At 52.9% G+C, this 24280-nt stretch carries 21 protein-coding genes and 1 tRNA gene; 2 read left to right on the plus strand and 20 right to left on the minus strand.

Translation table 11 applies throughout. The features are described from left to right. Window positions 1-12 precede the first annotated feature (12 nt). From ACRQU7_RS11620 to ACRQU7_RS11650, 7 genes are all read right to left on the minus strand, one after another. Window positions 13-267: a (2Fe-2S) ferredoxin domain-containing protein gene (locus ACRQU7_RS11620; RefSeq protein ID WP_347562401.1), complete on the minus strand. Its 255-nt coding sequence runs from the start codon at window positions 265-267 to the stop codon at window positions 13-15. A 328-nt stretch (window positions 268-595) separates the two neighbouring features. Continuing rightward, window positions 596-1396 (minus strand): hypothetical protein, encoded by an 801-nt coding sequence (locus tag ACRQU7_RS11625; protein ID WP_444641012.1) that lies wholly within the window; start codon window positions 1394-1396, stop codon window positions 596-598. Next, entirely contained in the window at window positions 1390-2088 is a 699-nt protein-coding gene (locus tag ACRQU7_RS11630; RefSeq protein ID WP_038324704.1) for an ABC transporter ATP-binding protein, read from the minus strand. Before ACRQU7_RS11630 ends, ACRQU7_RS11625 begins: the two co-directional genes overlap by 7 nt. Then, the gene (locus tag ACRQU7_RS11635; protein WP_038324705.1) at window positions 2088-2456 is read right to left on the minus strand and encodes a GntR family transcriptional regulator; all 369 of its coding nucleotides are present in this window, start codon (window positions 2454-2456) and stop codon (window positions 2088-2090) included. The genes ACRQU7_RS11630 and ACRQU7_RS11635 overlap by 1 nt, the downstream gene beginning before the upstream one ends. 164 nt (window positions 2457-2620) lie before the next feature. Next, window positions 2621-3208 (minus strand): hydrolase, encoded by a 588-nt coding sequence (locus ACRQU7_RS11640; RefSeq protein WP_444641014.1) that lies wholly within the window; start codon window positions 3206-3208, stop codon window positions 2621-2623. Between the two features lie 192 nt (window positions 3209-3400). Further along, window positions 3401-4651: a [Fe-Fe] hydrogenase large subunit C-terminal domain-containing protein gene (locus tag ACRQU7_RS11645; RefSeq protein ID WP_444641016.1), complete on the minus strand. Its 1251-nt coding sequence runs from the start codon at window positions 4649-4651 to the stop codon at window positions 3401-3403. Window positions 4652-4984: 333 nt separating this feature from the next. After that, window positions 4985-5059 (minus strand) — tRNA-Thr (locus tag ACRQU7_RS11650). Between the two features lie 284 nt (window positions 5060-5343). Between ACRQU7_RS11650 and ACRQU7_RS11655 the strand changes: the two genes are divergently transcribed. Together ACRQU7_RS11655 and ACRQU7_RS11660 are read left to right on the plus strand one after the other, a co-directional pair. Continuing rightward, complete coding sequence (locus tag ACRQU7_RS11655) at window positions 5344-5703, plus strand: helix-turn-helix domain-containing protein (protein ID WP_279231011.1); 360 nt, start codon at window positions 5344-5346, stop codon at window positions 5701-5703. Between the two features lie 157 nt (window positions 5704-5860). Further along, window positions 5861-6460 carry a DUF4364 family protein gene (locus ACRQU7_RS11660; protein WP_038324710.1) on the plus strand — a complete coding sequence of 200 codons (600 nt, stop codon included), beginning with the start codon at window positions 5861-5863 and terminating at the stop codon, window positions 6458-6460. 76 nt (window positions 6461-6536) lie between these two features. On the opposite strand, the gene ACRQU7_RS11665 is transcribed toward ACRQU7_RS11660, so the two are convergent. From ACRQU7_RS11665 to ACRQU7_RS11725, 13 genes are all read right to left on the minus strand, one after another. After that, window positions 6537-6800, minus strand: coding sequence for a pro-sigmaK processing inhibitor BofA family protein (locus tag ACRQU7_RS11665; RefSeq protein WP_038324712.1), 264 nt, complete (start codon window positions 6798-6800; stop codon window positions 6537-6539). Window positions 6801-6802: 2 nt separating this feature from the next. After that, the gene (locus tag ACRQU7_RS11670; protein ID WP_141825426.1) at window positions 6803-7075 is read right to left on the minus strand and encodes a DUF2508 family protein; all 273 of its coding nucleotides are present in this window, start codon (window positions 7073-7075) and stop codon (window positions 6803-6805) included. A gap of 122 nt (window positions 7076-7197) precedes the next feature. Then, complete coding sequence (rnr, locus tag ACRQU7_RS11675) at window positions 7198-9321, minus strand: ribonuclease R (RefSeq protein ID WP_444641019.1); 2124 nt, start codon at window positions 9319-9321, stop codon at window positions 7198-7200. Window positions 9322-9440: 119 nt separating this feature from the next. Continuing rightward, window positions 9441-9689, minus strand: a complete 249-nt coding sequence (secG, locus tag ACRQU7_RS11680) for a preprotein translocase subunit SecG (RefSeq protein WP_038324716.1) — start codon at window positions 9687-9689, stop codon at window positions 9441-9443. A 219-nt stretch (window positions 9690-9908) separates the two neighbouring features. Further along, window positions 9909-12137, minus strand: a complete 2229-nt coding sequence (locus ACRQU7_RS11685) for a DNA gyrase subunit A (RefSeq protein WP_444641021.1) — start codon at window positions 12135-12137, stop codon at window positions 9909-9911. A gap of 49 nt (window positions 12138-12186) precedes the next feature. Further along, window positions 12187-14166 carry a DNA gyrase/topoisomerase IV subunit B gene (locus tag ACRQU7_RS11690; RefSeq protein WP_444641023.1) on the minus strand — a complete coding sequence of 660 codons (1980 nt, stop codon included), beginning with the start codon at window positions 14164-14166 and terminating at the stop codon, window positions 12187-12189. 156 nt (window positions 14167-14322) lie between these two features. Next, the gene (gene ftsH / locus ACRQU7_RS11695; RefSeq protein WP_444641025.1) at window positions 14323-16221 is read right to left on the minus strand and encodes an ATP-dependent zinc metalloprotease FtsH; all 1899 of its coding nucleotides are present in this window, start codon (window positions 16219-16221) and stop codon (window positions 14323-14325) included. Between the two features lie 7 nt (window positions 16222-16228). Further along, window positions 16229-16804 carry a hypoxanthine phosphoribosyltransferase gene (gene hpt / locus ACRQU7_RS11700; RefSeq protein WP_042081954.1) on the minus strand — a complete coding sequence of 192 codons (576 nt, stop codon included), beginning with the start codon at window positions 16802-16804 and terminating at the stop codon, window positions 16229-16231. After that, complete coding sequence (tilS, locus tag ACRQU7_RS11705) at window positions 16801-18183, minus strand: tRNA lysidine(34) synthetase TilS (RefSeq protein ID WP_444641027.1); 1383 nt, start codon at window positions 18181-18183, stop codon at window positions 16801-16803. Before tilS ends, hpt begins: the two co-directional genes overlap by 4 nt. Continuing rightward, window positions 18173-19540 (minus strand): replicative DNA helicase, encoded by a 1368-nt coding sequence (dnaB, locus tag ACRQU7_RS11710; protein ID WP_444641029.1) that lies wholly within the window; start codon window positions 19538-19540, stop codon window positions 18173-18175. The genes tilS and dnaB overlap by 11 nt, the downstream gene beginning before the upstream one ends. Window positions 19541-19583: 43 nt before the next feature. Continuing rightward, window positions 19584-20033: a 50S ribosomal protein L9 gene (gene rplI / locus ACRQU7_RS11715; RefSeq protein WP_038324720.1), complete on the minus strand. Its 450-nt coding sequence runs from the start codon at window positions 20031-20033 to the stop codon at window positions 19584-19586. A gap of 30 nt (window positions 20034-20063) precedes the next feature. Continuing rightward, complete coding sequence (locus ACRQU7_RS11720) at window positions 20064-22031, minus strand: DHH family phosphoesterase (protein WP_141825434.1); 1968 nt, start codon at window positions 22029-22031, stop codon at window positions 20064-20066. 26 nt (window positions 22032-22057) lie between these two features. Beyond that, the gene (locus tag ACRQU7_RS11725) at window positions 22058-24106 is read right to left on the minus strand and encodes an RNase J family beta-CASP ribonuclease (protein WP_444641031.1); all 2049 of its coding nucleotides are present in this window, start codon (window positions 24104-24106) and stop codon (window positions 22058-22060) included. Window positions 24107-24280: the final 174 nt, after the last annotated feature.

Below are 24280 nucleotides of genomic sequence, written 5' to 3' on the forward strand. Positions count from 1 at the left end.
CGCTTTACTCAGTTACTTGATTCTCGGCACAATTTCGTAGTTAAAAAATGTTTCTGCTTCGGAGGGAGTAACATTGAAGCGCTCCCCGTCCACACAGATGCAAACGCCGTTCTTGGAGCATTCCCCCATACAGAACGAACCCTTGAGCGTAACTTTGTCCTCCAGACGGTGAAACGATATCAGCCTTTCAAAAATTTTGATGACGTCGCGCGAACCCTTCAGATGACAGGAACTTCCTATACAGATCGTGATTTCCAAAGTCGCCATCCCTCTCACTCATCATTTGTTAATTTTTTAACATGTAATTTACGGCATTTCCAGTTGATTCTGCAACAAGTTTCGGTTTCTCCCCCCGCCTTCGGCGGGGGGAGAAACCGGTTTTGTCTCACAAGCTGAAATGGAATTGCTGTAGTTCGCTTCGGCTGCTTTCACAGCCAATTTCGGACAAAGGGTCTTACAAGGAAAGGTATTGCAGGCTATTTTTATTATAAAGTTTTTTAAGGCTAATTTCAATACGGTTGGCGCATTTACAGTCCTTCCCATAAAAAAGCGGGCGCGCCGCACGGCGCGCCCAAAAGCTGTATTTGCGTTCAGCTTACTCCAGATTCAGTTTCTTTTTGAGCATCCAGTTGGTCAGAAAATAATACGCCACTCCGAACACAAGCATATACACGAGCAATACCAGCAGCAAATACTGGGCCGCCAGAACCTGGTCGGAATTGGCCGCCGTATTGAGCCAGCTGAAATAGCGGGTAAAGTTTCCGCCGAAGGACGTCAGCAGAATAGAAGTAACAATCTGCTCGATCACGCCGAAGCCCAGATAAGCACCGATGCTAAGCAGAATCTTATGTTTGGAGCTCATGTTGCCCACCGTGATGGAGGCATAGATCGTAAGGACCTGGCAAAGGACGCCGGCAACCACCAGCAACAGGCTTTCCAGAAGGATCATATAAGCCCCGGGTCCCACTTTGTTTAAGATATCCATACAGGCCGCGAAAAACTGCTGGAGGGACAGAATGGTCTTATCATTTACCGCCAGCACAAAAACGGACGCCAGCGATACGAGGACGCTCAGAACCGCCCACATCAGAGAGACGAGCATCTTGCAGTCGATATGGCTGTGGATCTTCACCGGCAGCGTAAAGGACAGGTAGCCCTCGTCGGACAGCAGATTCTTGTTGTAGCGCTGAATGGTGACCACCAGCGTCATGACGCAGATGCCGATAATAATGACGCCGAAAACCGTTGCGGAAATGACCTGGGGGACTCTCAGATAGTCGGCGTTCACCGCAATGAAGAACTTATTCAGCAGCGCGAAAACGATCAGAAGCGCATACATCGGCATAAAGATTTTGGCCGTCGCCTGTATTTCATATTTCAAAAGTTTCCTCAGCATTTAAATACCTCCCTGAACAGCGCATCCACGCTCTTATTCTCTTTTTCACGGATGTCGTCGACCGTGGAAGTCAGCACGATGTTGCCCTGATTGATAAAGATGACCTCATCCAGTACCTTTTCAACGTCCGCAATCAGGTGGGTAGAGATCACGATGGTGGCTTCGTCGCTGTAATTGCTGATGATCGTGTCGAGAATGTAATCCCTTGCCGCAGGGTCCACGCCGCCGATCGGCTCATCCAGCAGATAAAGCTTTGCCTCGCGGCTCATGACCAGAATCAGCTGTACCTTCTCCTTTGTGCCCTTGCTCATGGTTTTCAGCCTTTGAGCGGGGTCCACGCCGAGACGGCGAAGCATGTCATATGCCTTCTGCTTATTGAAATCCTCATAAAAATCAGCAAAAAAATTGATCATATTGTTGACATTCATCCAGTCGTTCAGGTAGGTCCGCTCCGGAAGATAAGAAACGATCTTCTTTGTTTCTATGCCCGGTTCCATCCCGTCGATCAGAATTTTGCCGCTGGTCGGTGTAATCAGGCCGTTGGCCAGCTTGATCATGGTGCTTTTGCCGCTGCCGTTCGGACCGAGCAGGCCGACAATCCTGCCTTTGGGCACGGCCAGATTGATCGAGTTCAGTGCCAGACACCCGGGAAAGAATTTCACCAGATTTTGGCATTCCAAAATGTTCTCCATTATTTTTCCTCCTTCGATATCCTCTCAAGCAGAGAGATCGTCTGCTGCCTGTCATAGCCCAGATTGCCCATGTTTTCTATAAATTCTTCAATCAGTCCCTGAGCCAGACTGTTTTTCGTCTGCATAATGCGCTCCACATCCTCTGTTACAAATCTGCCGCTGGTACGCTGTGAATATAATAAGCCGTCATTCTCAAGCTGCGCCAGCGCGCGCTGCATGGTATTCGGGTTGACAGAAGCCTCTCCGGCCATGTCGCGGACCGACGGCAGCTTTGAACCGGCAGGATAAACGCCCGATACGATCAAAAGCTCTATCTGTTCGATCAGCTGTGCATAAATCGGTCTATCGGATTTCAAATTCCAGGCCATGGATCCACCTCCGTTCTGTATTATTGTACTAATGGCTTAATACAATAATACATCATATTTTCAATTTGTCAATAGCTTTTCAAAAAAAACAAAAGAAAAACGCCGGAAGCTTCCTTCCGGCGCACAAGTAGCCAACGGGCTGCAACGAAATATAGGATCTGAATTTATTTCCCGTGTATGGAAGACGTTCCTTTTTCGCAAAGATAGGTACTTTCCAGATCCGAAAGGTGCAGCTTTACGGCGATGGGATATTTCTGCCACGCCAGGCCGATGGAAAAGCTTCCGCCCCGGACGGATTCGTCGAAGCCGCCCATGTGCCACCGGATAGCGATCGCTTCACTGGTTTTCAGGCGCATAAACCGCTCGATCAGGAAGACCGATTTTTCACCGTGGCCGTACGGATAGCTGTCCTCAATCGTATAGTACGGTCGCTTTTCCCACGCGCCGGTCTCTTCGTTTTTCACATTGCGGGTGCTCTCTTTATAAAACTGGGCTTTGCAGACGTCGTGCAGAAGCCCACAGATGGCAAAGCTTTCTTCACTGTCCGTCTCCGCGTCGAAGTGTCTGTCCATCATCACACGGTATACGCTGACACTGTGCTGAACAAGCCCTCCCAGACAGGCGCAGTGAAATTTTGTGCTTGCGGGCGCGGTAAAAAAGTCGGTGGTTTTCAGCCATTCCAGCAGCTCCGCGCTCCCTGCCCTCGTAATTTTGGATATGTATATTTTTTCAAAGTCCTCTTTGTATCCCATAACAAATGCCCCCATCCCTATGATATTACTTTATTATATCATAGATACAGGGGCATTCCTAGACCTTGTTACAGCATTTCCAGTTGATTCTGCAACAATTTTGCGTTTCTCCCTCGCCTTCGGCAGGGGAGAAACGTGTTTTGTCTCGCAAACTGAAATGGAATTGCTGTACCAAATTAAAAATCAAACTTCTCAGAATTTGCGGGTAAAGATATCGCTGTGTTCGATCAGGCTCTCCACCGTGTCAAAGCCAAGCCGGTGCAGCAGTTCGATTACATAAGGGTTGTCTATCGGGGTCTGATAGACGGCTTCCTGACCGTACTGGTTCACGTTTTCGCGGCCCTCCTCGCGGGGGATCAAAGCCTTCGGCCCGCCGACACAGCCGCCGACACAGCCCATGCCCTCCAGAAAGTTCGCGTCTATTTTTCCTGCCAGCAGGTCGTTGATCATCGCCTTGCAGGCGGGGACACCGTCGGCCTGACGGGCGCGGACGGTGATTTTCCGGTCGGGGCTCAAGCGTTTGGACGTCCTCTGGACCGCCTCGCTGACGCCGCCGCTTCTGGCGTAAATTCTTCCCGCACGCGACGAGTGGTCGCGTTCATCCTCCGGCAGCGCAGCAAGGTCCAGCTTTGCGAATTCAAAAACATCCTGTATTTCCTGAAAGGTCAGGACAAAGTCCGTGGAATCCGAAATATCCGGTTCGCGCGCTTCGGCCTTCTTGGCGATGCAGGGCCCGATAAAGACGGTAAGCGCATCCGGATGAATGGCTTTAATAGCACGCCCGCAGGCGACCATGGGAGAAACCGCGCCGGGCACATGGGGCATCAACTCGTGGTACACCTTGCGGATCATGGCGATCCACATGGGGCAGCAGCAGCTGGTAAGCTGGAAGTCGGTTTCCTTAACAATATTTTTATTAAATTCCAGTGCCTCTTTCAGGGTAAGGATGTCCGCAAAAAGGGCAACCTCGACCATACCGGCAAACCCGAGCATTTTAAAGGCGGTGCGCAGCTTTCCGGGAGTCACGTCTTTGCTGAACTGGCTGATAAAGGCGGGGGCAATCATTGCGTAAACAGGGGCCTTCGCTTCATGTACGGCGGCAAGCGCGGGCAGAATGTCGCGGCTGGCCGTCAGCTTTTTGGTCTGGCAGCTATCAATGCACTCGGAGCAGCCGACGCACAGGTCTTTATTAATTTGAACATTTCCCTTTTCATCCCTGTAAAGGGCGTCAAAAAGGCATTTCCCCTCGCAGGGCGCCTGCTCGCTACTGGAGCATTCGCATTCACCGATGCGGAGCACCGGTGCGTACTTTTCCGGATTCAGCAGACAGTCAAGATGATGCGGGTCGAATTCCTGCTCCCGAATTTTTTCAAGCTCCTGCGGTTCCCTGTTTTCCACCGAAGCTTTTACAAGTCTTTCGTATAATTCATTGAATGTAGTCATGCTTTCCCTCCTGTCCTGTTATTGTATCCGTAAGATACATTTTCAATCATCTGGTAGATTCTGTAATTTTCTTATGGCAAAATCATAACACATAGCGGATTTTTTTTAAAGAGATAGGGAAGATTTATGCAGTTCCGTCCTCTTTCCGATACAGAACTGCAAATATTTTCGATGTAATGAAATAAATGAAATAATAGGCCGGAGATATGATATAAAATAAAAGAAAAGGATAGAAAATCAATCAAAACAGGCAGACGCGCCCTTTGGCTCGGGCAAAAAACAAAACGCACCTCACAAAGTGAAGTGCGCAATTTGTGTCCAGCTTCAGGCTGGTGGAGCTACTGGTCAGAATCGAACTGACAACCTGCTCATTACGAATGAGCTGCTCTACCATTGAGCCACAGTAGCGTAATGGAAAAAGGCGTAAGTCCTTTCATTCTCCAAACCGGGGACTGCTCTTGCTAAAAGTGCCTGTCTGAACAGCCAACTAAGATATTATACAAAATCAGAATGCACACGTCAAGAGCTAATCAAATAAATTTATTGTTTAAGGATTATTTTTAGGTGAATAAACATCACGTTATTATCGTGACGGCATTATATATTATATAATCTTGATTAATGCAAGCCCTTTGGCACTTCTTATAAAGGTGGTGTGACCTATTATTGAAAAAATCCATATAAACGAAAGGCTGCGCGAGCTGCGTATAAAAAGCGGCTACACACAGGTGCAGATCGCAAAAATATTAAACATTGACCGCTCAACCTATTCGTACTATGAAATTGGCAAAACAACACCCGATATAACTGTACTGATGACCCTTGCCAAGGTCTTCAATATAGCCATAAATGATTTGCTGGCCGATGAAGGAACACCGGAAACAGTAGCGGACAGCGGGGCAAAATCCAACTTTATTTACAGTAAAAAAAATACAAGCCATATTTACGAACTTTCCAGCAATGAAAAAATCCTGGTCGGTGTGTTCCGTTCCTGTACTGTGCAGGAACAGGAAAAAATATTGAGATACCTGAAGGAAAATATAAAAAAGTAACGGAAGCCCCGCAATCCGGATTGAAAGAAATCCGGTTGTATGTTAAAATAACAGCAGTACACGTTCCGAGTCAAAGCCAAGCCTGCTCCGGCGATTGAGGAGTACGTTTGCTTTGGCTTTTTTGCGTAGAATAAAATATTTACCGGAGGTGCTGTTTATGGATTTTGACGCTTTTACCGGAGGGATCGAACCGGGTGGACTCCGAAGCAAAAACCAAATACGCATATTAATCTGCTATCTGCTGTCAAGCCTGGATGCACCGCTTTCAAAAAGCGATATTGTAAATATTATTCAGGACAACGGACTGGCAAACTATTTTGAAGTCACCGACGCGCTGGCGGAGCTGATCGAAAAAGGGAATATCATTGTCAGCGGAGAGAAGGACGAACTCTGCTCGGCAAGCAGCACCGCCCGGATGATCGCCAAACAGCTGGACAGAGCGCTCCCCCACGTTGTACGGGACAAAGCGGTCGCGGCCGCGATCAACCTGCTGGCCAGAACAAAGCGTGAACGGGAAAATAAGGTGGAGATTACAAAAACCGAACGCGGCTACAACGTCGTCTGCCATATTTCCGGCGGCGATATGGATTTAATGAATTTTACCCTGCATGTACCGGATCTGTATCAGGCCAACATGGTGAAGCACAACTTTCACCAGTCGCCGGAAAACGTCTATCGGATGCTGCTGGCGCTGGTGACCGGAAACAGCGAAATGGCCGCCGATATTTTGAAGGACCACACGGCGGCGCTCAAATAAAACAAAAAAAGACGGGCAAAACCCGCCTGACAAAGAAAGGGAGCTTTCACGCGAGTGAGAACTCTCTTTCTTTGTCTCATTTTATAATCAGATTCAAAAGCAGCAGCAGGGTCACCCCCGGAATACCGGCGGCGCCGGAAATCCCTATGGTGAGCGGACTGAGCGGCAGACTGACCCCGGTAAAAAATCCGGTCAGATTCACCGCGGCAAGCGCGCAAAGGCCCATAATGACACCGCCCGCCGCACGCTGCACGGGCTTTTTTGCCTTGACGATCACCTGAATCACCACGAGAAGCGCAAATACCCCGCACAGGGAAAGCGTAAGAATCAGATTGGGCAAAATCACACCCCCATTTCCTTGCATTTGAAAGGAGTACAGCTGATTCCCCGCTGTTTTGCCAGGTTCAGCAGATATTTGTAACGGGAATGGAGCTCTTCGCGCTGATAAATACAGGCGTCTATCAAATTTTCGTCACATTCCAGTTCAAACCAGCAGTCGTTGCAGGCGATCAGACGACAGACTTCCTTGATTTCTTCCAGAATTTGTTTTTTATCATCATTTTCCTGAACAGCTGCGCAATCCGTGCGCTGCACCAGTTTTAAAACAGATTCCATACTAACAGCTCCGCCTTTCGGTTTTATATTTATGTTAGTATGATGGTCAAATATGCCAAAATTTATACCAATGCTTCAATATTTTGCCAATGAAGAGGGACTTTTTATGGAAATAAACGCAATTAAGGTTCCACGTTTACAGAAGTATCCGGAATAAAGTCGATTCTGCCGCTCGTCACATCCGCGGCGACCGCCTGGACGGCAAGCTCCTGCCCAATGGTCAGCTTGCGGCCGGTATTCTCGTCAACCTGCGTGATGACACCGTCGAAGCGGAAACGCGCTCCTTCAAAGCTGTCGACCGGCACAAAGCCCTCGACGGAATTCGGCAGCTCCACAAAAACGCCGCGCTGGGTCACCCCGCTGATGATCCCGGTATAACATTCGCCGATATGCTGCGTCATATATTCTGCCATATAACAGTCCTCCGCACTGCGCTCGGCCTGCATGGCGCGGACTTCCGAGGAAGAGGAAGCGGAGGCGGCGGCGTTCGCAAACGTCAGGAACCTTCTGTTCAGCTCTCCCTTGTCCTTCGTTTCCAGCATGACGGAAAGGATGCGGTGAATCGCCGTATCCGGATAGCGGCGGATGGGAGAGGTAAAGTGGCAGTAGTCCGCAAGCGCAAGGCCGAAATGCCCGATCGGGTTCGTATCGTAGCGCGCCTTTGCCATCGTCCGCAGAAGCTGATGGGAAATGACCTTCTGAGCGGGCGTGCCCTCCGCCTGATGCATGATATCGGCAAAGTCGGCGGTGGTAACGTCCCCCTCGTGCTTCAGGCTGCGCGCGTTCAATCCCAGCGCTCCCACAAGCTGCGCCAGATTCTCCACACGCTCCGGGCTGGGCTGCTCATGCACGCGGTAGACAAACGGGATGGCATTCGCTTTGGCCAGCTTGGCGGCGGCCTGATTGGCCGTAATCATCAGCTGCTCGATCATCTGCTCGGAAACACCCGTCTGCCGGGGCTCCACATTGACGCAGACCCCTTCCCCGTTCAGCGTGAATTTGGATTCCGTGCTGTCCAGATCCACTGTTCCATTCTGAATGGAACGCGCCTTTAAAAGATCGGCAAGCTCCTTCGCCGCGTTGAGCGAACGGATGACCGGAGCGTATTTTTTCCGCAGATCGGCGCCGGCTGTTTTGTCGAACAGCTCGTTCACTTCCGAATAAACGCCGCGAACCTTGGAACGGATGACACTTTTCCTGAACTGGTAGGAAAGGATTTCCCCCTGCCCGTCCAGCTGGATGATGGCGGAAAAGGTCAGCTTGTCCTCCCCGGCGTTCAGCGAGCAGACCCCGTTGGAAAGCTCCTTGGGAAGCATGGGAATGACGCGGTCGGCGAAATAGACGGAGGTCCCCCGCTCCAGCGCTTCCGCGTCAATGGCGCTGCCCTCTTTTACATAATGGCTGACATCCGCGATATGGACGCCGAGCTTGTAGCCCGTTTTTGTCCGGCTGACGGAAATAGCGTCGTCCAGGTCTTTCGCATCCGCTCCGTCAATGGTACAGATGCTGGTATCGCGCAGGTCAAGCCTGCCCTCCAGATCCTGTTCCGTAACCGTACCCGCGGCGATTTTCCGCGCTTCGGACAGGACTTCGTCCGGGAATACGGTCCGGATTCCGTTTTGGTCGATGATGGCGTCCGCGCAGATTTTCGCGCTACTCGACTTCCCATAGACCTTGACAATCCGCGCGGAAAGCAGGGAGGTGCGGGGCGCACGGAATATTTCCGCCTGAATCTTGTCCCCGTCCCTCACGTTCTTTGCGGAACTTTTTTCCACCGGGATATGGTAGCGGATCGCGCCGTCCGGGACAATTTCGCACAGTCCCTGGCCCCGGCTGAGCGTACCGGTAATAATCCGGCTGCTTTTTTCCGAAATCTCGTCCACATGGGCGCTCAGCCCCTTGGCGCTCTGCTTCACATGCTTCAGGAGAACCGTGTCGCCGATAAAGGCCTTTTTCAGATTGTCGGCATGAATAAACAGATCCTCTCCGCCGTCCGACGGGCGCGCAAAAGCAAAGCCCTTGGAAAGGGACACGATAGTCGCCTTGACGGTTTTCCTTTCCTCCGGCAGACGGACGCGGTGTTTTTTGTTGACTTCCACGGCGCCCTCGTCCCTCAGCTGGTTTAAAGCACGGTAAAAGTTTTTGTTATCCTTTATTCCAAGCTTTTTGATCAGTCCGCGGGAAGTGACGCTCTGCGGATAAGCTTGCAGGTATTTAATAATTTTCTTCTTGATTTCCTCTAACATGGTTCCTCCGAATTTATCATTCATTTTATAATTCCCATTTTTACACAGCCTGCGTAAAACGAGGAGATGTGCCGATAAGAAAAGCCCCGCTTTACACAAGCGGGGCTTTAGCATTCAAGTTACTTTCCAAAGTACATGTACGCGTTAATACCGATCACCAGTACAAAGAATCCAATTGCAATCACTTTTGTCCACCGCGCAAGAAACGAATCTACCGAACGGGCCTTATTCTTTGAAAGAAAAGTATCGGCACCGCCTGTAATCGCCCCGAGTTCCTGCTGATGACCTTCCTGAAGAAGGACGACAATCGTTATAGCAACTGAAAATATTAATAATATAATCCCGAAAATAACCTCGACAACTGACATAGCGCACCTCCGAATATTCTCGCATAAAACAACTTAAATTATACTAACATAAAAAGTGCGTTTTTGCAAGCATATTTTATGTGCATTCTCAAGTTTTATGCATATGGAAAAGGCAAAAGGGCAATCTAACTACGGACTCATCAAAGCGTCTGCGTTTGCCGCTTTGACCTGACCCGCCGCTGGACTGCTATTGGCTTTTCAGCGGCGTTTTTTATTATTTCATAGCTTTAGCTGCTCCCCTGCAGTTTCCTCCGCAGTGGGAAGAGACCCGGAAGCCGGAATGTTTTTGCGGTATCGGTTCGGGTTGACCAGCATTCCCTCGCTGTATGGTTCCGCGCGAAGCAGCCTGCTGCCCTTGCGGAGCGTCATGACGGCGACGCCCTGCGTGCTGCGCGTGGACTTGCTGGGAACCGCGCCGGTATGAACCAGAAGGATCCGGCCCTGAAGCGACGTCAGCATAAAGTCACAGTCCTCTTTTACATACGCAATCCGCACGGCCGGGGATTTGTCGCAGTAGGCGTTTAAAAGCTTGCGGCGGTTTGTTTTTGTGGCATAGGCGGACATGTCGACCTTTGCGGCTTTGCCGTTTTCGAAAAAGAAAAGCATATAGCCGTCATAATCGTGGGTAACCGCCATATAGAGCACGTTCTCGCCCTCGTCCATCCCTAGCTTCGCCGGGATATACTCTCCAAGGACGCTCGCCTTGGTGTCGCCGAAATCGTTGGCCTTCGCTTTATAGACCTGACAACGGTCGGTGAAAAACAGCAGGTCGGCGGTGTTGCTGTCCTCGATATGCTGTACGACCTCGTCGTCCTCCTTGAGCTTCTGCTCCCCGCTCATGCGCAGGGAAAGCGGGGTGATTTTCTTAAAGTAGCCGTCCCGTGTAAAGAACAGATTCACCGGGTAATCCGCCACTTCCTCCTCCGCCGAATACTCCTCGATCTCGTTCTGATAAATCATCATGGTTTTGCGGGGCTGGCCGTATTTTTTCGCCACGGCGTCCAGCTCCGAAATAATGATGCTTTTTATCTTGGATTTGCTGTCCAGTACGGACTGCAGCTCGGCAATCTCTTTTTCCAACTGGCCGATTTCCTCTGTGCGCTTCAGAATATACTCGCGGTTCAGATGGCGCAGCTTGATTTCCGCGACGAATTCCGCCTGCGTCTCGTCGATGCCAAAGCCGATCATCAGGTTCGGCACGACCTCGCTCTCTTCCTCCGTGCGGCGGACAATGGCGACAGCCTTGTCGATATCGAGCAAAATGGCCTGAAGGCCCTTGAGCAGATGCAGCTTGTCCTTCTTTTTCGCAAGATCGTAGAAGGTGCGGCGGCGGACGCATTCGACGCGGAACGCGGTCCATTCTTCCAGCAGCTCCCGAACGCCCAGCACGCGCGGAATACGCCCGACCAGGACGTTGAAATTACAGGAAAAGCTGTCTTCCAGCGGAGTCATCTTAAACAGGCGCTGCATGAGCTTGTCCGGCTCCACGCCGCGCTTCAGATCGATGGTGATCTTTAAGCCGTCCAGTCCCGTTTCATCGCGGATATCGGAAATATCCTTGAGCTTGCCCTGCTTGACCAGATCGACGACCTTCTCGACAATGGCTTCCACCGTCGTGGTCGGAGGGATCTGGGTAACGTCAATGCAGTTCGCGCTCTTATCATAGGCATAGCGCGAGCGGATGCGCACGCCGCCGCGCCCGGTACGGTAGATTTCCTCCATCGCGGCCCGGTCGTAAACCAGCTGGCCGCCGCCCGGGAAATCAGGCGCCAGCAAGGTGGTGGCAACGTCGTGCCCCGGGTCACGCATCAGAGCGGCGGCGGTCTGGCACACCTCGCTCAGATTGAAGGGACAGATGGAGCTTGCCATTCCAACCGCGATGCCCGTGTTCGCGTTGACCAGCACGGACGGGAACGTAGCCGGCAGCAGGGTCGGCTCCTTTAAAGTATTATCGTAATTGTCTACAAAATCGACGGTATCCTTGTCGATATCCCGGAAAAGCTCCTGACAGATGTCGTCCAGACGCGCTTCCGTATAACGGGAAGCCGCCCAGGCCATATCGCGGGAATAGAACTTTCCGAAGTTGCCCTTGGAATCCACATAGGGATGCAGAAGCGCCTCGTAGCCGCGGCTCAGACGCACCATGGTGTCGTAAATGGCGGCGTCGCCGTGGGGATTCAGCTTCATGGTCTGGCCCACGATGTTCGCGCTTTTGGTGCGCGTGGAGCCGAGAAGCCCCATTTTATACATGGTATATAAAAGCTTGCGGTGGGACGGCTTAAAGCCGTCGATCTCGGGGATCGCCCGGGACATAATCACGCTCATGGCGTAAGGCATGTAATTTTTTTCAAGCGTATCGGTGATCTGCTGTTCCACAACCGCGCCCGCGCCCTCAATGACGCCGTGCCCGCGCGGCGGCGCCGACTGCTCCGCTCTCTTTTTTGGCATTCTGGTTTACACCCACATTCATTAAAATTTATCCGTATTCATTTTTCAGCTAGCTTACATCCGCTGAATCAATATAACTGTATCCGTTTTCCGCGATATAATCCTTCCGGCCGCTCAGATTGTCGCCGAGCAGAAGATCAAACATTGCACTGGTTCCGGCCGCGTCCGTGGGCATCACCTTGATCAGGCGGCGCGTCGCCGGGTTCATCGTGGTCAGGTTCATCATGTCCGGCTCATTTTCGCCCAATCCCTTGGACCGCTGAATCGTAAACTTTTTTCCGCTCAGCTTTTTCAGCACTTCGTCCTTTTCCCGTTCGGTATAGGCAAAATAAGTATTGTCCTTCGCCGCAATCTCAAAAAGCGGGGATTCGGCGATAAAGACCTTCCCCTCTTCGATCAGCGTAGGGGTCAGGCGGTACAGCATGGTCAGAAGCAGGGTCCGGATCTGAAAGCCGTCCACGTCGGCATCGGTGCAGAGGATGATTTTATTCCAGCGAAGAAGGGACAGTTCGAAAGAGGACAAATCCTTGTTTGCCTTCGACTTTACCTCGACGCCGCAGCCCAGCACCTTGATCAGGTCGGTGATAATATCGTTCTTGAAAATCTTGTCATAGTCGGCTTTCAGGCAGTTCAGGATTTTGCCGCGGATCGGCATAATGGCCTGAAAGTTCGGGTCGCGCGCCTGTTTGCACGCGCCGAGGGCGGAATCTCCCTCCACAATAAAGATTTCCCGCTCGTTCACGTCGCGGGTGCGGCAATCCACGAACTTGGCGACGCGGTTCGTAATGTCCATATTGCTGGTGAGCTTTTTCTTGATATTCAGGCGGGTTTTCTCCGCGTCCTCGCGGCTGCGCTTGTTGATGAGCACCTGAGCGGAGATTTTATCCGCATCGACGGGATTTTCGATAAAATATACCTCGAGCTGATGGCGGAGCATCTCCGTCATCGCTTCCTGGATGCCTTTATTGGTAATGGCCTTTTTGGTCTGATTTTCATAGGAAGTCCGGTTGGAGAACGAGGAAATAATCAGTACAAGGCAATCCTCGACGTCGGCGAAAGTGATTTTGCTTTCGTTTTTGTTGTACTTTCCCGTCTGCTTCAAATAAGCATCGATCTGATAGACAAACGCGTTGCGCACCGCCTTGTCCGGCGCGCCGCCATGCTCCAGCCAGCTGGAATTGTGGTAATATTCGATCAGTTTATTACGGTTGGAAAACGCCACCGCCACATTGATTTTCGTCTTGTACATGGGCTTGTCCGCGCGGTCGCGCACCTTGCGCTCCGCCTGCCAGAACTGGACGGGAGTAAGCGCGTCCTCCCCCGCTATTTCCTTGACGTGGTCCACGATTCCCTGCTGATACAGCATTTGGGTCTCTTCAAAGCCGGAACCGGTCTGGTTGCGGAACAAAAAGCTGATGCCGTCGTTAACGATAGCCTGACGGCGAAGCACGTCCAGATAATACTCCACCGGCACGCTGATGTCGGTGAATACCTGAAGGTCCGGCTTCCACCGGATGATGGAACCGGTATCCTTTTTATTGTACGGTTCTTTTTTCAGTCCGCCGATATTTTCCCCGTGCTCAAAATGCAGGGTATAACGGAACCCGTCGCGGCGGACCTCCACATCCATATATTCCGAAGCGTACTGCGTGGAACAGAGCCCAAGGCCGTTCAGGCCGAGGGAATACTCGTAGCTCTCGTCCGAATCGTTGTTGTATTTTCCGCCGGCGTAAAGCTCGCAGAACGCAAGCTCCCAGTTAAAGCGCTGCTCCTTCTGATTATAATCGACCGGGCAGCCGCGGCCGTGGTCCTCTACCTGGACCGAGTTGTCGCTGAAACGCGTGATGGTGATCTGCTTTCCGTAGCCTTCGCGCGCCTCATCGATGGAATTCGACAGTATTTCAAAGATGGAATGCTCGCAGCCCTCTATGCCGTCCGATCCAAAGATGACAGCAGGGCGCCGACGCACACGGTCCGCGCCTTTCAGCGAGGAAATACTCTCGTTTCCATATTCCGTTTTCTTAGTCATACCAACATATCGCTCCTAAATCTATTCACTGTTTTTGAAGTTCCTTCCGCAGAACACGGCAATTTGCGCTTTCCGCACAATCGTATCAATTCTTATTATACACAAATATTACAGACAGCAAAAGGGGAAATGTGGCAACATTCCCCCCTGAATTTTTTATTCTGCTGTAGCGCCAGATAGCTGGCCCCCATCGGAAAACTCCTCCGGAGGTTCGGGTCCCTTCGCTTCCATCATTTCTTTGAACTGTTCGCCGGACATTTTTTCGTTCTGGTAAAGGAATTTTGCTACTTCGTGCAGCTTATCCATGTGTTCTCTCAAAATGCTTTCCGTTCGGTTGTAAGCGGTCGTCATCAGGGTTTTGACTTCCTTGTCGATCATGGACGCCGTCTCTTCGGAATAGTTCCGGATGTGGCCCATGTCGCGGCCAAGGAACGGCTCGCCTTGATCCTGCCCGTAGGTGATCGGGCCAAGAGCGTCGGTCATGCCGTATTTTGTGACCATGCTGCGCGCAAGCTTTGTGGCGCGCTCAATGTCGTTGGAAGCGCCCGTGGAAATGTCGTCAAGCGTAAGCGCTTCTGCAACACGCCCGCCCAGCAGCACCACCAGGTCCTCCTGCATCTCCTTGCGGGATTTGTAGGAACGGTCCTCGGTCGGAAGATGCATGGTATAGCCGCCCGCCATGCCGCGCGGGATGATGGAAATCTGGTGAACGGGGTCCTGTGTGGGGCAGAAATAGGTGGAAACCGCATGGCCGCCTTCGTGATACGCGGTGAGGGTCTTTTCCTTTTCCGTCATCACATGGCTCTTTTTCTCGGTACCGACCACCACCTTGATGGTGGCCTCCTCGATTTCCTCCATGGTAATGGCTTTCAGGCTCTTTCTTGCGGCCAGAAGCGCCGCTTCGTTCAAAAGGTTTTCGAGATCCGCGCCGGTGAAACCAGCGGTGGATTTCGCAATTGTTTTCAGATTGACGTCCGGCGCAATCGGCTTGCCGCGCGCGTGGACCTTCAGAATTTCCTCGCGGCCCTTGATATCCGGATAGCCAACCATGACCTGACGGTCAAAACGGCCCGGACGCATCAGAGCGGGGTCGAGGATGTCGGGACGGTTGGTGGCGGCGATCATGATAACGCCCTCGTTCGCGCCGAAGCCGTCCATTTCCACCAGCAACTGGTTCAGGGTCTGTTCCCGCTCGTCGTGCCCGCCGCCGAGACCGGCGCCGCGCTGACGGCCGACCGCATCGATTTCATCGATGAAGATGATGCAGGGAGAATTCTTTTTCGCCTGTTCAAACAGGTCGCGCACACGGGAGGCGCCGACACCGACGAACATTTCAACGAAGTCGGAGCCGGAAATGGAGAAGAAGGGCACGCCGGCTTCTCCGGCCACAGCGCGCGCCAGTAAGGTTTTACCGGTGCCCGGAGGGCCCACGAGCAGCACGCCTTTCGGGATACGCGCGCCAAGCTCGTTGTATTTTTTCGGATTCTTCAGGAATTCGACAATCTCGCGCAGCTCTTCCTTTTCCTCGTCGGCACCCGCCACGTCGGCAAAGGTCGTCTTGCGCTTTTCGTCCGCCATCTGCTTGATCTTGGCCTTGCCGAAATTCATCTGCTTGCCCGCGTCGCCCATACTGGTGTTCAGGCGCTTCATCATAAACCACCAGAACAGGACCATGATGCCGAGGGTGACGAGCATGGGAAGCATGCTGGCGATCCACGAGGTTTCCGCCGGATGCTTCAGGTTATAGACCATCAGGGCGTTCGGATGATCCTCGTCGTACTGTTTGATATCATCGCGGATATCGTCGTACAGCAGCTCCGCATTCGGGGCCACGTAGGATATCTGCGTCTTATCCTTCAGCTTGATGATCATTTCGCCGCTGCCCATGTCCATGGAAAACTCCGGAACCTGCTGGTTCTGGAAGTAATGCAGGATATCGGAATAATTGTAGGTCTTTTGCGGCCTGTTGCCGTAAATCATGGCAATCAGGATAAACAGCAAAATAGGCACTCCAATAAACAGGCCGATATTTTTAAGTGTTTTTTTGTTATCCAAATGAAGTTCACTCCTTACTTGAGTCGCCTGACGCCTTTCGGTCAGCTTCCTCGTAAACCTCCGGTTTTAGAATTCCCACAAACGGAAGGTTCCTGTATTTTTCATCAAAGTCAAGGCCGTAGCCGACTATGAATTCATCCGGAACGACCGTTCCGGCGTAATCAGCTTTTATGTGGGCGGTCCGTCTGTCCGGTTTATCAAACAGAGTGCAAACCTTAATGCTCTTCGGGGAGCGGGATTGAAGCAACTCGAGTATGTAGCTTAAGGTCAGCCCGCTGTCAAGAATATCTTCAACGACCAAAAGATCGTAACCTTCCAAGTTAATGTCCAGGTCCTTAACGATTTTCACCACACCGGAAGTCTTTGTTCCGGAGCCATAGCTGGAAACGGACATAAAATCAATGCTGCAGGGAATGGTGATTGCACGCATCAGATCGGCCATAAAAACCACGGAGCCTTTCAGTACACTGACCATCAAAAGGTTTTTATCCCTGTAGTCCTCGCTGATCCGTTTGCCCATTGTCTGTACGATGTCAGCAAGCCTCTCCTCGCTGAACAGTACGGACTGAATATCATTTCTCATGTTTCGAACTCCTTAATTATTATTTCCGCTATATTGTGAGTGTCCCCGGTGACACAGGCTCGCTGTGAAACACCAAAACCCTCTATCCAGATAATTTCCCCGCCGCTTTCAAGTATTGCAATTTTACCGCGCTGAGACGGCGCGACTGCCCCTTCGTTGAAAAGCTTTTTGAGGCTCTTTGTGACACCGCGTCCGGCAGGACGGAAAGTATCGCCGTTCCGTCTGTTCCTAACGGAGGTAGTACTAGATATTGTATCATAGTTAATTAGATTATTAAATAACAATTTATTAAATTTGTGGCATTTTTCTAATTCTTTTTCGGTCAGTTTTACGACCGTAAGCGTTCTTCCGTCCGGCAAAACGGTTTTTGGGGCGATAAAAGGTACGCTCCACTCCCCAAAAGAAGCCGGGTCGCTTCCGGCGGCAATAGAAAGAGTATTGCCCTGTGCGGTACATTGTATTCTTCCGGCAACGGTCGCGGAGCCGGTTCCTTCACGCACAATTCCGGCGACGGCCTCAATATGGCGGCTTTCCAGCCTTACCCTGCGCACCCTTTCCACACCCATGGCGATTGCCCGCGAAAGCAGTGGACCGGGCAGCTCACGCAGCGTTTCCAGACGGTATCCGCCGGGGCAGGCGGCCGCTTCCAGCCGTTCGTGCGCAAGCTTGTTCAAATATTCGTCGTCCTCGCTCAGGCGGCCGGTCATTCCGAAAACCGCCGACTCAAAGGCGGGATTGATTTCGCGCAGAACGGGGATGACGCCGAGCCTGATTTTGTTGCGCTCATACTCCGCTTCAAAATTCGTGCTGTCCGTCACGTAATGCAGGCCGTAATGCGCACAGTAGGCTTCCACCTCGGCGCGCGTAATGCCGATCAGCGGGCGGACGATATTTCCCCGCACCGGCGGGATCCCGCGCAGGCCGCGCGTCCCCGCGCCCTTTGTCAGGTTCATCAAAACGGTTTCGGTGCTGTCGGACAGCGTGTGGGCCGTGGCGATTTTCCCGTTTTCCCCGGCAAGCTCTTTGAAAAATCCGTAGCGCACGTTGCGCCCGCACTCCTCAAGGCCTTCGGATTTCTCCGCGGCCAGAGCGCGCACATCGGCGTGCAGAAGCTTCAGCTCGACCCCATTTTCCCCGCACCACCGGGAAACAACGCGTTCGTCGCCGTCGGCTTCCTCTCCGCGCAGCCCATGGTTAATATGCGCCGCGATCAGACGAATATGACGGGGTTTCCCATATTTTAAAAGAAAATGAGCAAGCGTCAGGGAATCCGCGCCGCCGGAAAGGCCGACCACAACGGTGCAGCCCGGGGGCAGCATGTTCCACCTGACGATTACTCCTTGAATCTTATTTTCAATATTTAAAATGTCACTGTTCACTGCGGACAACCTCCTGCGCCGTAAAGCGCATGAACTCACCCTGCCAGTGCAGAGGGACCGTCTTTGTTTCACCGTGACGGTTTTTGGCGACAATGCATTCCCCGCTGTTCCGGTCGGCGTTTTCATTCGGTGTTTCCGCGTCCTGATAGTAGTCCTCGCGGTACAGGAACAGAACGATATCCGCGTCCTGCTCAATGGAACCGGAATCACGCAGGTCGGACAGAACCGGGCGGTGATTGGTGCGCTTCTCGCTGTCACGGGCCAGCTGTGAAAGCATCAGCACCGGCACGTTCAGCTCCTTCGCCATGATCTTCATATTACGGGTAATCGCCGAAATTTCCTGAACACGGTTGTCGGTTTTACCGGAGGCGGTCATCAGTTGCAGGTAGTCGACCACCACCAGATCAACATCTCTGAGCCGTCTGATCTTGGCCTTCATTTCGCCCACCGTAATGGACGGATTGTCGTCGATATAAAACTGGGTCTTGGAAAGGACGTCGCCCGCTTCAATAATGCGGATCCATTCATCCTCGCTTAATTTCCCGGTGCGCAGCTTGGTGCCCCCGACCAGAGCCTCGGTGGACAGCAGGCGCGACGCCAGCTGTTCCTTGCTCATTTCCAGCGAGAAGAACGCGACCCGCTTGTTCGCCTTTACCGCCGCGTGCCGCGCGATATTCAGCGCGAAGCTGGTCTTTCCCATGCCGGGACGCGCGCCAAGCAGAATAAAGTCGGTGCGGTTCAGGCCGGTGATGGTGTCGTCCAGCTCCTTAATGCCGGTCGGCACACCTTTATACAGATCGGCGTCCGGGGAATTCAGCAGGTCGAGCCGGTCGAAGGTCTGCACGATGATTTCGTCCAGACGCTGCAGCCCCTGCATATTTTTGCCACGCCGGATATCAAAGATGCGCTGCTCCGCGGAATCAAGCAGAGTGGCCGCGTCGGCCGCGCCGGAAGAAGCCTCCTCAATGATATCGCGAGACGTGGTGATAAGGGTGCGCACATCGTATTTGTCCCGCACGATGCGGGCATAGGATTCCACATTGGAAATGGAGGGAACGAGCTGCGCAAGCTGAAGCAGATAGGTCTTTCCGCTTGCCTCGTCAAAGCCCGGCGCGCCCTTCAGCCGTTCCAGAAGGGTGACGAAATCCACCGGCTGGGCGACGGTAAACATCTCCAGCATGGTGGAATAAATCAGGCCGTTGTTTGTCTGATAAAAATATTCCGGGCGCGGAAGGATCTCCGCGACACGGTCCAGGCAGGAGGAATCCAGAAGGATGGCGCCCAGAACGGACTGCTCCGCTTCGGGACTGAACGGCAGATTCAGCGCGCTGTAGCCGCCCGTTACCATCTCATCCATCTTCTTTCCCCCTCTCCGGCTCTATCTCATTCTTAACGGATCATTACTCCTTTTCGCCGACGACAGCGAAAACCTTTGCGGTAATCCCGTTGTAAAGCTTAATTTCACACTCATAGGTGCCGAACGCTTTAATGTCGGCGTCCAGAGCAATCTTACGCTTGTCAATATCGACCTTATAGGCCTTTTTAAGCTCTTCCGCAATTTCCTTCGCGGTGACGGAACCGAAAATTTTACCGCCCTGCCCCGCTTTTGCGTAAAGCTTTACGCTCTTTTCATTGATTTTCTCCGCGGTCTGTTTCGCGGCGTCTATTTCCGACTGAATTTTAAAGGCCTTCGCTTCCGCGGCATTTTTCAGTTCGTTCATCGCCTGGGCGTTCGCCTCTTTTGCCAGCTTGCGGGGAAACAGAAAGTTGCGGGCGTAGCCGTCGCTGACATTGACCAAATCCCCTTTTTTGCCGGTGCCTTTCAGGTCTTCAAGCAGAACTACCTTCATTGATGATTACCTCCATTATCTGAAATTGATTTATTGCATTGCCTTTGCCATGGTGTCCTGTAAAACGGCAATCAGCTTTTCGCGTGCCTGCCGGACCGTAACGCCGGTGAGCTGCGCGCCCGCCATCGTCAGGTGGCCGCCGCCGCCCAGAGCCTCCATAATCAGCTGTACGTTGATTTCGCCCAGCGAGCGGGCGGAAACATTCACCACATTATTTCCGGTCGGGAACAGCACGAACGAGGCGTTCACGCCCTGAATGGACAGAAGCTCGTCCGCCGCCTGCGCCGAGGTGATGCGGATATCCGGAAATTCGTGGTCGGCGGAAGCGATTGCGCAGTCGCCGAAAATCTCCGCGCCGGAAACGATCTGATACTTTGCCTTATAGGTGTCGATCGTATCGGAAAACATGCGTTTTACTTCCACGGTATCCGCGCCGCGCCGGCGGAGATAGGCCGCCGCCTCAAAAGTACGGACACCGGTTTTGAGCACGAAATTCTTGGTGTCGAGCATAATGCCCGAAAGCAGCGCCTCGGCCTCGGTCTGAGTGAGCGCGGTTTCACCGATATACTGGACAAGCTCGGCCACCATTTCGGAAGCGGAGCTTGCGTAAGGCTCGTGATAGAAAACGAGTGCGTTTTCTATATGCTTGACCATCATGCGGTGGTGGTCGATAATGACCACACGGGAAACCGCGTTTAAAAGCTCCGCGCTTTCCACGAATTCCGGGGAGTGAGTATCCACAACGATCAGCAGCGATTTCGGCGTCGCCATGGACAGTGCTTCCATGGGAGAAATAAAGACTTTTCCGTTGCCCGCGCCCGAGGCCTCCATGGACGTAATGAGCGGGGACGCAAGGCTCTGCGAACGGTTGATCACGACAAAAGCGGGCTTTTTCAGTGCCTTCGTCACCGCGCTCCACATGCCCACAGCCGCGCCTACGCTGTCCAGATCGGAAAACTTATGCCCCATAACCAGAACGTTGTCGCTGTTTTTAATATGGTCGGAAAGAGTTGCGGCAATGACACGGGTACGCACCTTGTCGCGTTTTTCCACCCCTTTGGAAAGGCCGCCGAAGAACTCGTATGTATCGTCCTTTTGTTTGACGGCCACCTGATCTCCGCCGCGGCCAAGCGCCATGTCGAGCGCCTTGCGCGCCCACTCCTCACACTCCGACAGGGATTCCGCGCCGCGCCCCACACCGATGGAAACCGTAGCGCTGCGCCTTTCCCCCGCTTTGATTCCGCGGATGGTGTCAAGAATCTGAAAGCGTTTCTCCATGGCGTCCCGGGTGTGGGCTTCGTCGGTCAGAATCAGATAGCGCCCGCCGCTCAGCCGCTTGAGAAAGCCGCCCATGCTCTGCGCCCAGGTAATCAGCGCGCCCTCCACCTCCGACGCGATGCGGGAATCCTCGCTACCGCTGGAATCGCGGGCGAGCTCCTCCCGGTTGTCGAAGCTTGCCAGCGCGACAACCGGGCGCCGTTCGATATATTCACGGTTGATTTCCTTATAATAAGTGTCGTCCACAAAATAGGCCACGCTGCCGTATTCCGTTTTTGTGGCAAAGACGGTGTAATGTCTGTTCTCTACGGTAATATCCGTTCCGCTTTCGGCGATGATCTGGCGAATCGTTTTCGGGTAAATGAATTTTAAAATATTTTCTCCGCGGCTTTCGCGCTTGACGCTGACTTTTTCCGCAAAGGCGTTATTGACCCAGATGATGTCCCCTTCTTCGCCAATCACCGCAACCGGCATCGTGAATTCCTGCAGCGCGCGGTATTCCTCCCCGGACAGAATTTTCTGAGCGCTTTTCACCGCGGTGGCTACGTGCGCCTTGAAACGTTCCGTGGAAAGGATGACGGCAATGACGGAGCCGATGGCAAATGTCATTTCGACGGCAAACAGAATATGGCTGTAAAAATAGCTGACGCTGGCCATAATGAGCATAACCGCTGTGATGACAAAGAATACCGGCGAAGACACCCATACTTTTCTCTTCAAAATGATTACCCCTTTGGCGTTTCAGCCTAAACTTCCATAATAATCGGAAGGATCATCGGACTGCGTTTCGTACGGTCATAAAGCATGCGGGAAAGCTCATCCTTGATTTTGGTCTTGAGCGTACCCCAGTCGTGAATCTTATTTTCAAGGCAGTTCTCGAGTACGGAATTGACCAGTACCCTCGCCTCGTCAATCAGCGGTTCGGATTCGCGCACGTAGACAAATCCGCGGGAAACAACGTCCGGCCCGGAAACAATATGTCCGTCGCCCTGAGAAATGGTGCAGACCACCACGATCAGACCGTCTTCGGCCAGATGCTTGCGGTCGCGCAGCACGATGCTGCCCACGTCCCCGACGCCAAGACCGTCCACCAGCACCCTGCCGGCCGGAACGGAGGAAAGCTTTTTCATATAATTCTGATTCAGTTCCAGAACGTCGCCGATATCGCCGATAAACACATCTGCGGCACTCTTGCCCATGGCGTAGGCCAGACCCGCGTGCTTGCGCAGGTGCTTCTGCTCGCCGTGAACGGGAATGAAAAATTTCGGTTTGGTGATCGCCTGCATCAGTTTCAGCTCTTCCTGGCAGGCGTGGCCGGAAACATGCACCTCGTACATGGATTCATAGACCACCTGGCAGCCGCGCTTCATCAGTTCGTCGATCACCGTGCCGACCGTCTTTTCGTTGCCGGGAATCGGCCGCGCGGAAATGATGATAAAGTCCCCGGGGCCCACCTCCACCTTGCGGTGGTCGGCAAAAGCCATGCGGGTCAGCGCGCTCATCGGCTCGCCCTGGCTGCCCGTGGTAACCAGAACGATTTTATCCTTCGGATACCGGTTAATCAGGTCAAGGTCGATCAGCACCCCGTCGGGAACCTCCAGATACCCCATCTCCACGCCGATGCCCATCACGTTGAGCATGCTGCGGCCGGAAAGGGCAACCTTGCGCCCGTACTTGACCGCGCAGTTGATGATCTGCTGTACGCGGCTGATATTGGAAGCGAAGGTGGCAATGATGATCCGATTGTTTTCCGCCTGTTTAAACAGACGCTCAAAGGAATCGTTCACCTTGCTCTCCGACATGGTATAGCCGGGTCTTTCGGCGTTTGTGGAATCCGCGAACAGAGCCAGAACGCCCTCCTGCCCGAGCTGGGCCAAACGGCCAAGGTCGATCATGTCCCCCTGTGCGGGCGTACAGTCGATTTTAAAGTCTCCGGTGTGGACGATCGTGCCCGCCGGAGAATGGATCGCCAGCGCGACCGAATCCGGTATGGAGTGGTTGACATGGATCAGTTCGACCGTCATGCAGCCGAGCTTGATCTGGCCGCCCGGATGGACGACGTTCAGCTTCGCCTTATTGGACAGCCCGTGCTCCTTGAGCTTGCCTTCCACAAGGCCGAGGGTCAGCGGAGTGCCGTAAACGGGCAGATTTACCTTTTTCAGCAGATAGGGCATCGCGCCGATATGGTCTTCGTGGCCGTGGGTCAGCACGATCCCGCGGATTTTATCGGCATTGCGTTCCACAAAAGTGAAATCAGGCAAAACCAGATCGACACCGAGCATATCCCCGTCCGGGAAAGCCATGCCGCAGTCGACGATCATCATATCGTCTTCACATTCAAACAGTGTAAAATTCTTTCCGATCTCGTTTAATCCGCCGAGAAAATACGCTTTGATCGACGGCTTTTGCGGGCCCTGCCTGCCGCGTTTGCTCTGCTGGCGCTGGCTTGTCTTTTTTTGCTGCGCCGATTTCTGCTTGGTAAGCTGCGCCAGTACCTGCGGGGCCTTTGACGGGCTCTGCTGGGTCTGCTTCTGCGGCTGGCGTCTCCGCCTGGGCTTTGCGGGCTGAGCGGCAGACTGGGCGGCAGGTTCTTTTAACGGAACGGCCTCCCCGCCGATGACCTGGTCCGCAGGCTTCTGCGGTCTCTTCTTCGCCGCCGGTTCCGGCCTGCGTGCCGGTTTCTGCGGCGGTACCACCTTTTGATAAAGAGAAGAGCGGCCCTCGCCCGAAGCGCCGGTGCGCTGCTCTGCGCTCTCCTTTTGCTCCGCGGAATTTGTTTGATTTTTTTCTGACACGAAATAACCTCCATTGTTAATTAGGGTGCAACCAAATAAGTCCGCCGGCAAACGGTGCCTGAGCGGGCATGGTTTTTCCCTGTTCGATTTTTTGCTTCCTTCGCACTGCGCGGGCAGCTGCAAAAGACAGCAGAGTCAACCGCAGAAAATGCGGTTTCAAATATATTTAATGTC

The organism is Caproiciproducens puteiluti, assembly GCF_052442865.1.
Taxonomy (GTDB): Bacteria; Bacillota; Clostridia; order Oscillospirales; family Acutalibacteraceae; genus Caproiciproducens.

Bases quoted from the DNA above. Each gene is read 5' to 3' on its own strand.
- ACRQU7_RS11620 (WP_347562401.1), bottom strand. From the start codon at position 267: ATGGCGACTTTGGAAATCACGATCTGTATAGGAAGTTCCTGTCATCTG.
- ACRQU7_RS11625 (WP_444641012.1), bottom strand. From the start codon at position 1,396: ATGCTGAGGAAACTTTTGAAATATGAAATACAGGCGACGGCCAAAATC.
- ACRQU7_RS11630 (WP_038324704.1), bottom strand. From the start codon at position 2,088: ATGGAGAACATTTTGGAATGCCAAAATCTGGTGAAATTCTTTCCCGGG.
- ACRQU7_RS11635 (WP_038324705.1), bottom strand. From the start codon at position 2,456: ATGGCCTGGAATTTGAAATCCGATAGACCGATTTATGCACAGCTGATC.
- ACRQU7_RS11640 (WP_444641014.1), bottom strand. From the start codon at position 3,208: ATGGGATACAAAGAGGACTTTGAAAAAATATACATATCCAAAATTACG.
- ACRQU7_RS11645 (WP_444641016.1), bottom strand. From the start codon at position 4,651: ATGACTACATTCAATGAATTATACGAAAGACTTGTAAAAGCTTCGGTG.
- ACRQU7_RS11660 (WP_038324710.1), top strand. From the start codon at position 5,861: ATGGATTTTGACGCTTTTACCGGAGGGATCGAACCGGGTGGACTCCGA.
- ACRQU7_RS11670 (WP_141825426.1), bottom strand. From the start codon at position 7,075: ATGGAATCTGTTTTAAAACTGGTGCAGCGCACGGATTGCGCAGCTGTT.
- rnr (WP_444641019.1), bottom strand. From the start codon at position 9,321: ATGTTAGAGGAAATCAAGAAGAAAATTATTAAATACCTGCAAGCTTAT.
- secG (WP_038324716.1), bottom strand. From the start codon at position 9,689: ATGTCAGTTGTCGAGGTTATTTTCGGGATTATATTATTAATATTTTCA.
- ACRQU7_RS11685 (WP_444641021.1), bottom strand. From the start codon at position 12,137: ATGCCAAAAAAGAGAGCGGAGCAGTCGGCGCCGCCGCGCGGGCACGGC.
- ACRQU7_RS11690 (WP_444641023.1), bottom strand. From the start codon at position 14,166: ATGACTAAGAAAACGGAATATGGAAACGAGAGTATTTCCTCGCTGAAA.
- hpt (WP_042081954.1), bottom strand. From the start codon at position 16,804: ATGAGAAATGATATTCAGTCCGTACTGTTCAGCGAGGAGAGGCTTGCT.
- dnaB (WP_444641029.1), bottom strand. From the start codon at position 19,540: ATGGATGAGATGGTAACGGGCGGCTACAGCGCGCTGAATCTGCCGTTC.
- rplI (WP_038324720.1), bottom strand. From the start codon at position 20,033: ATGAAGGTAGTTCTGCTTGAAGACCTGAAAGGCACCGGCAAAAAAGGG.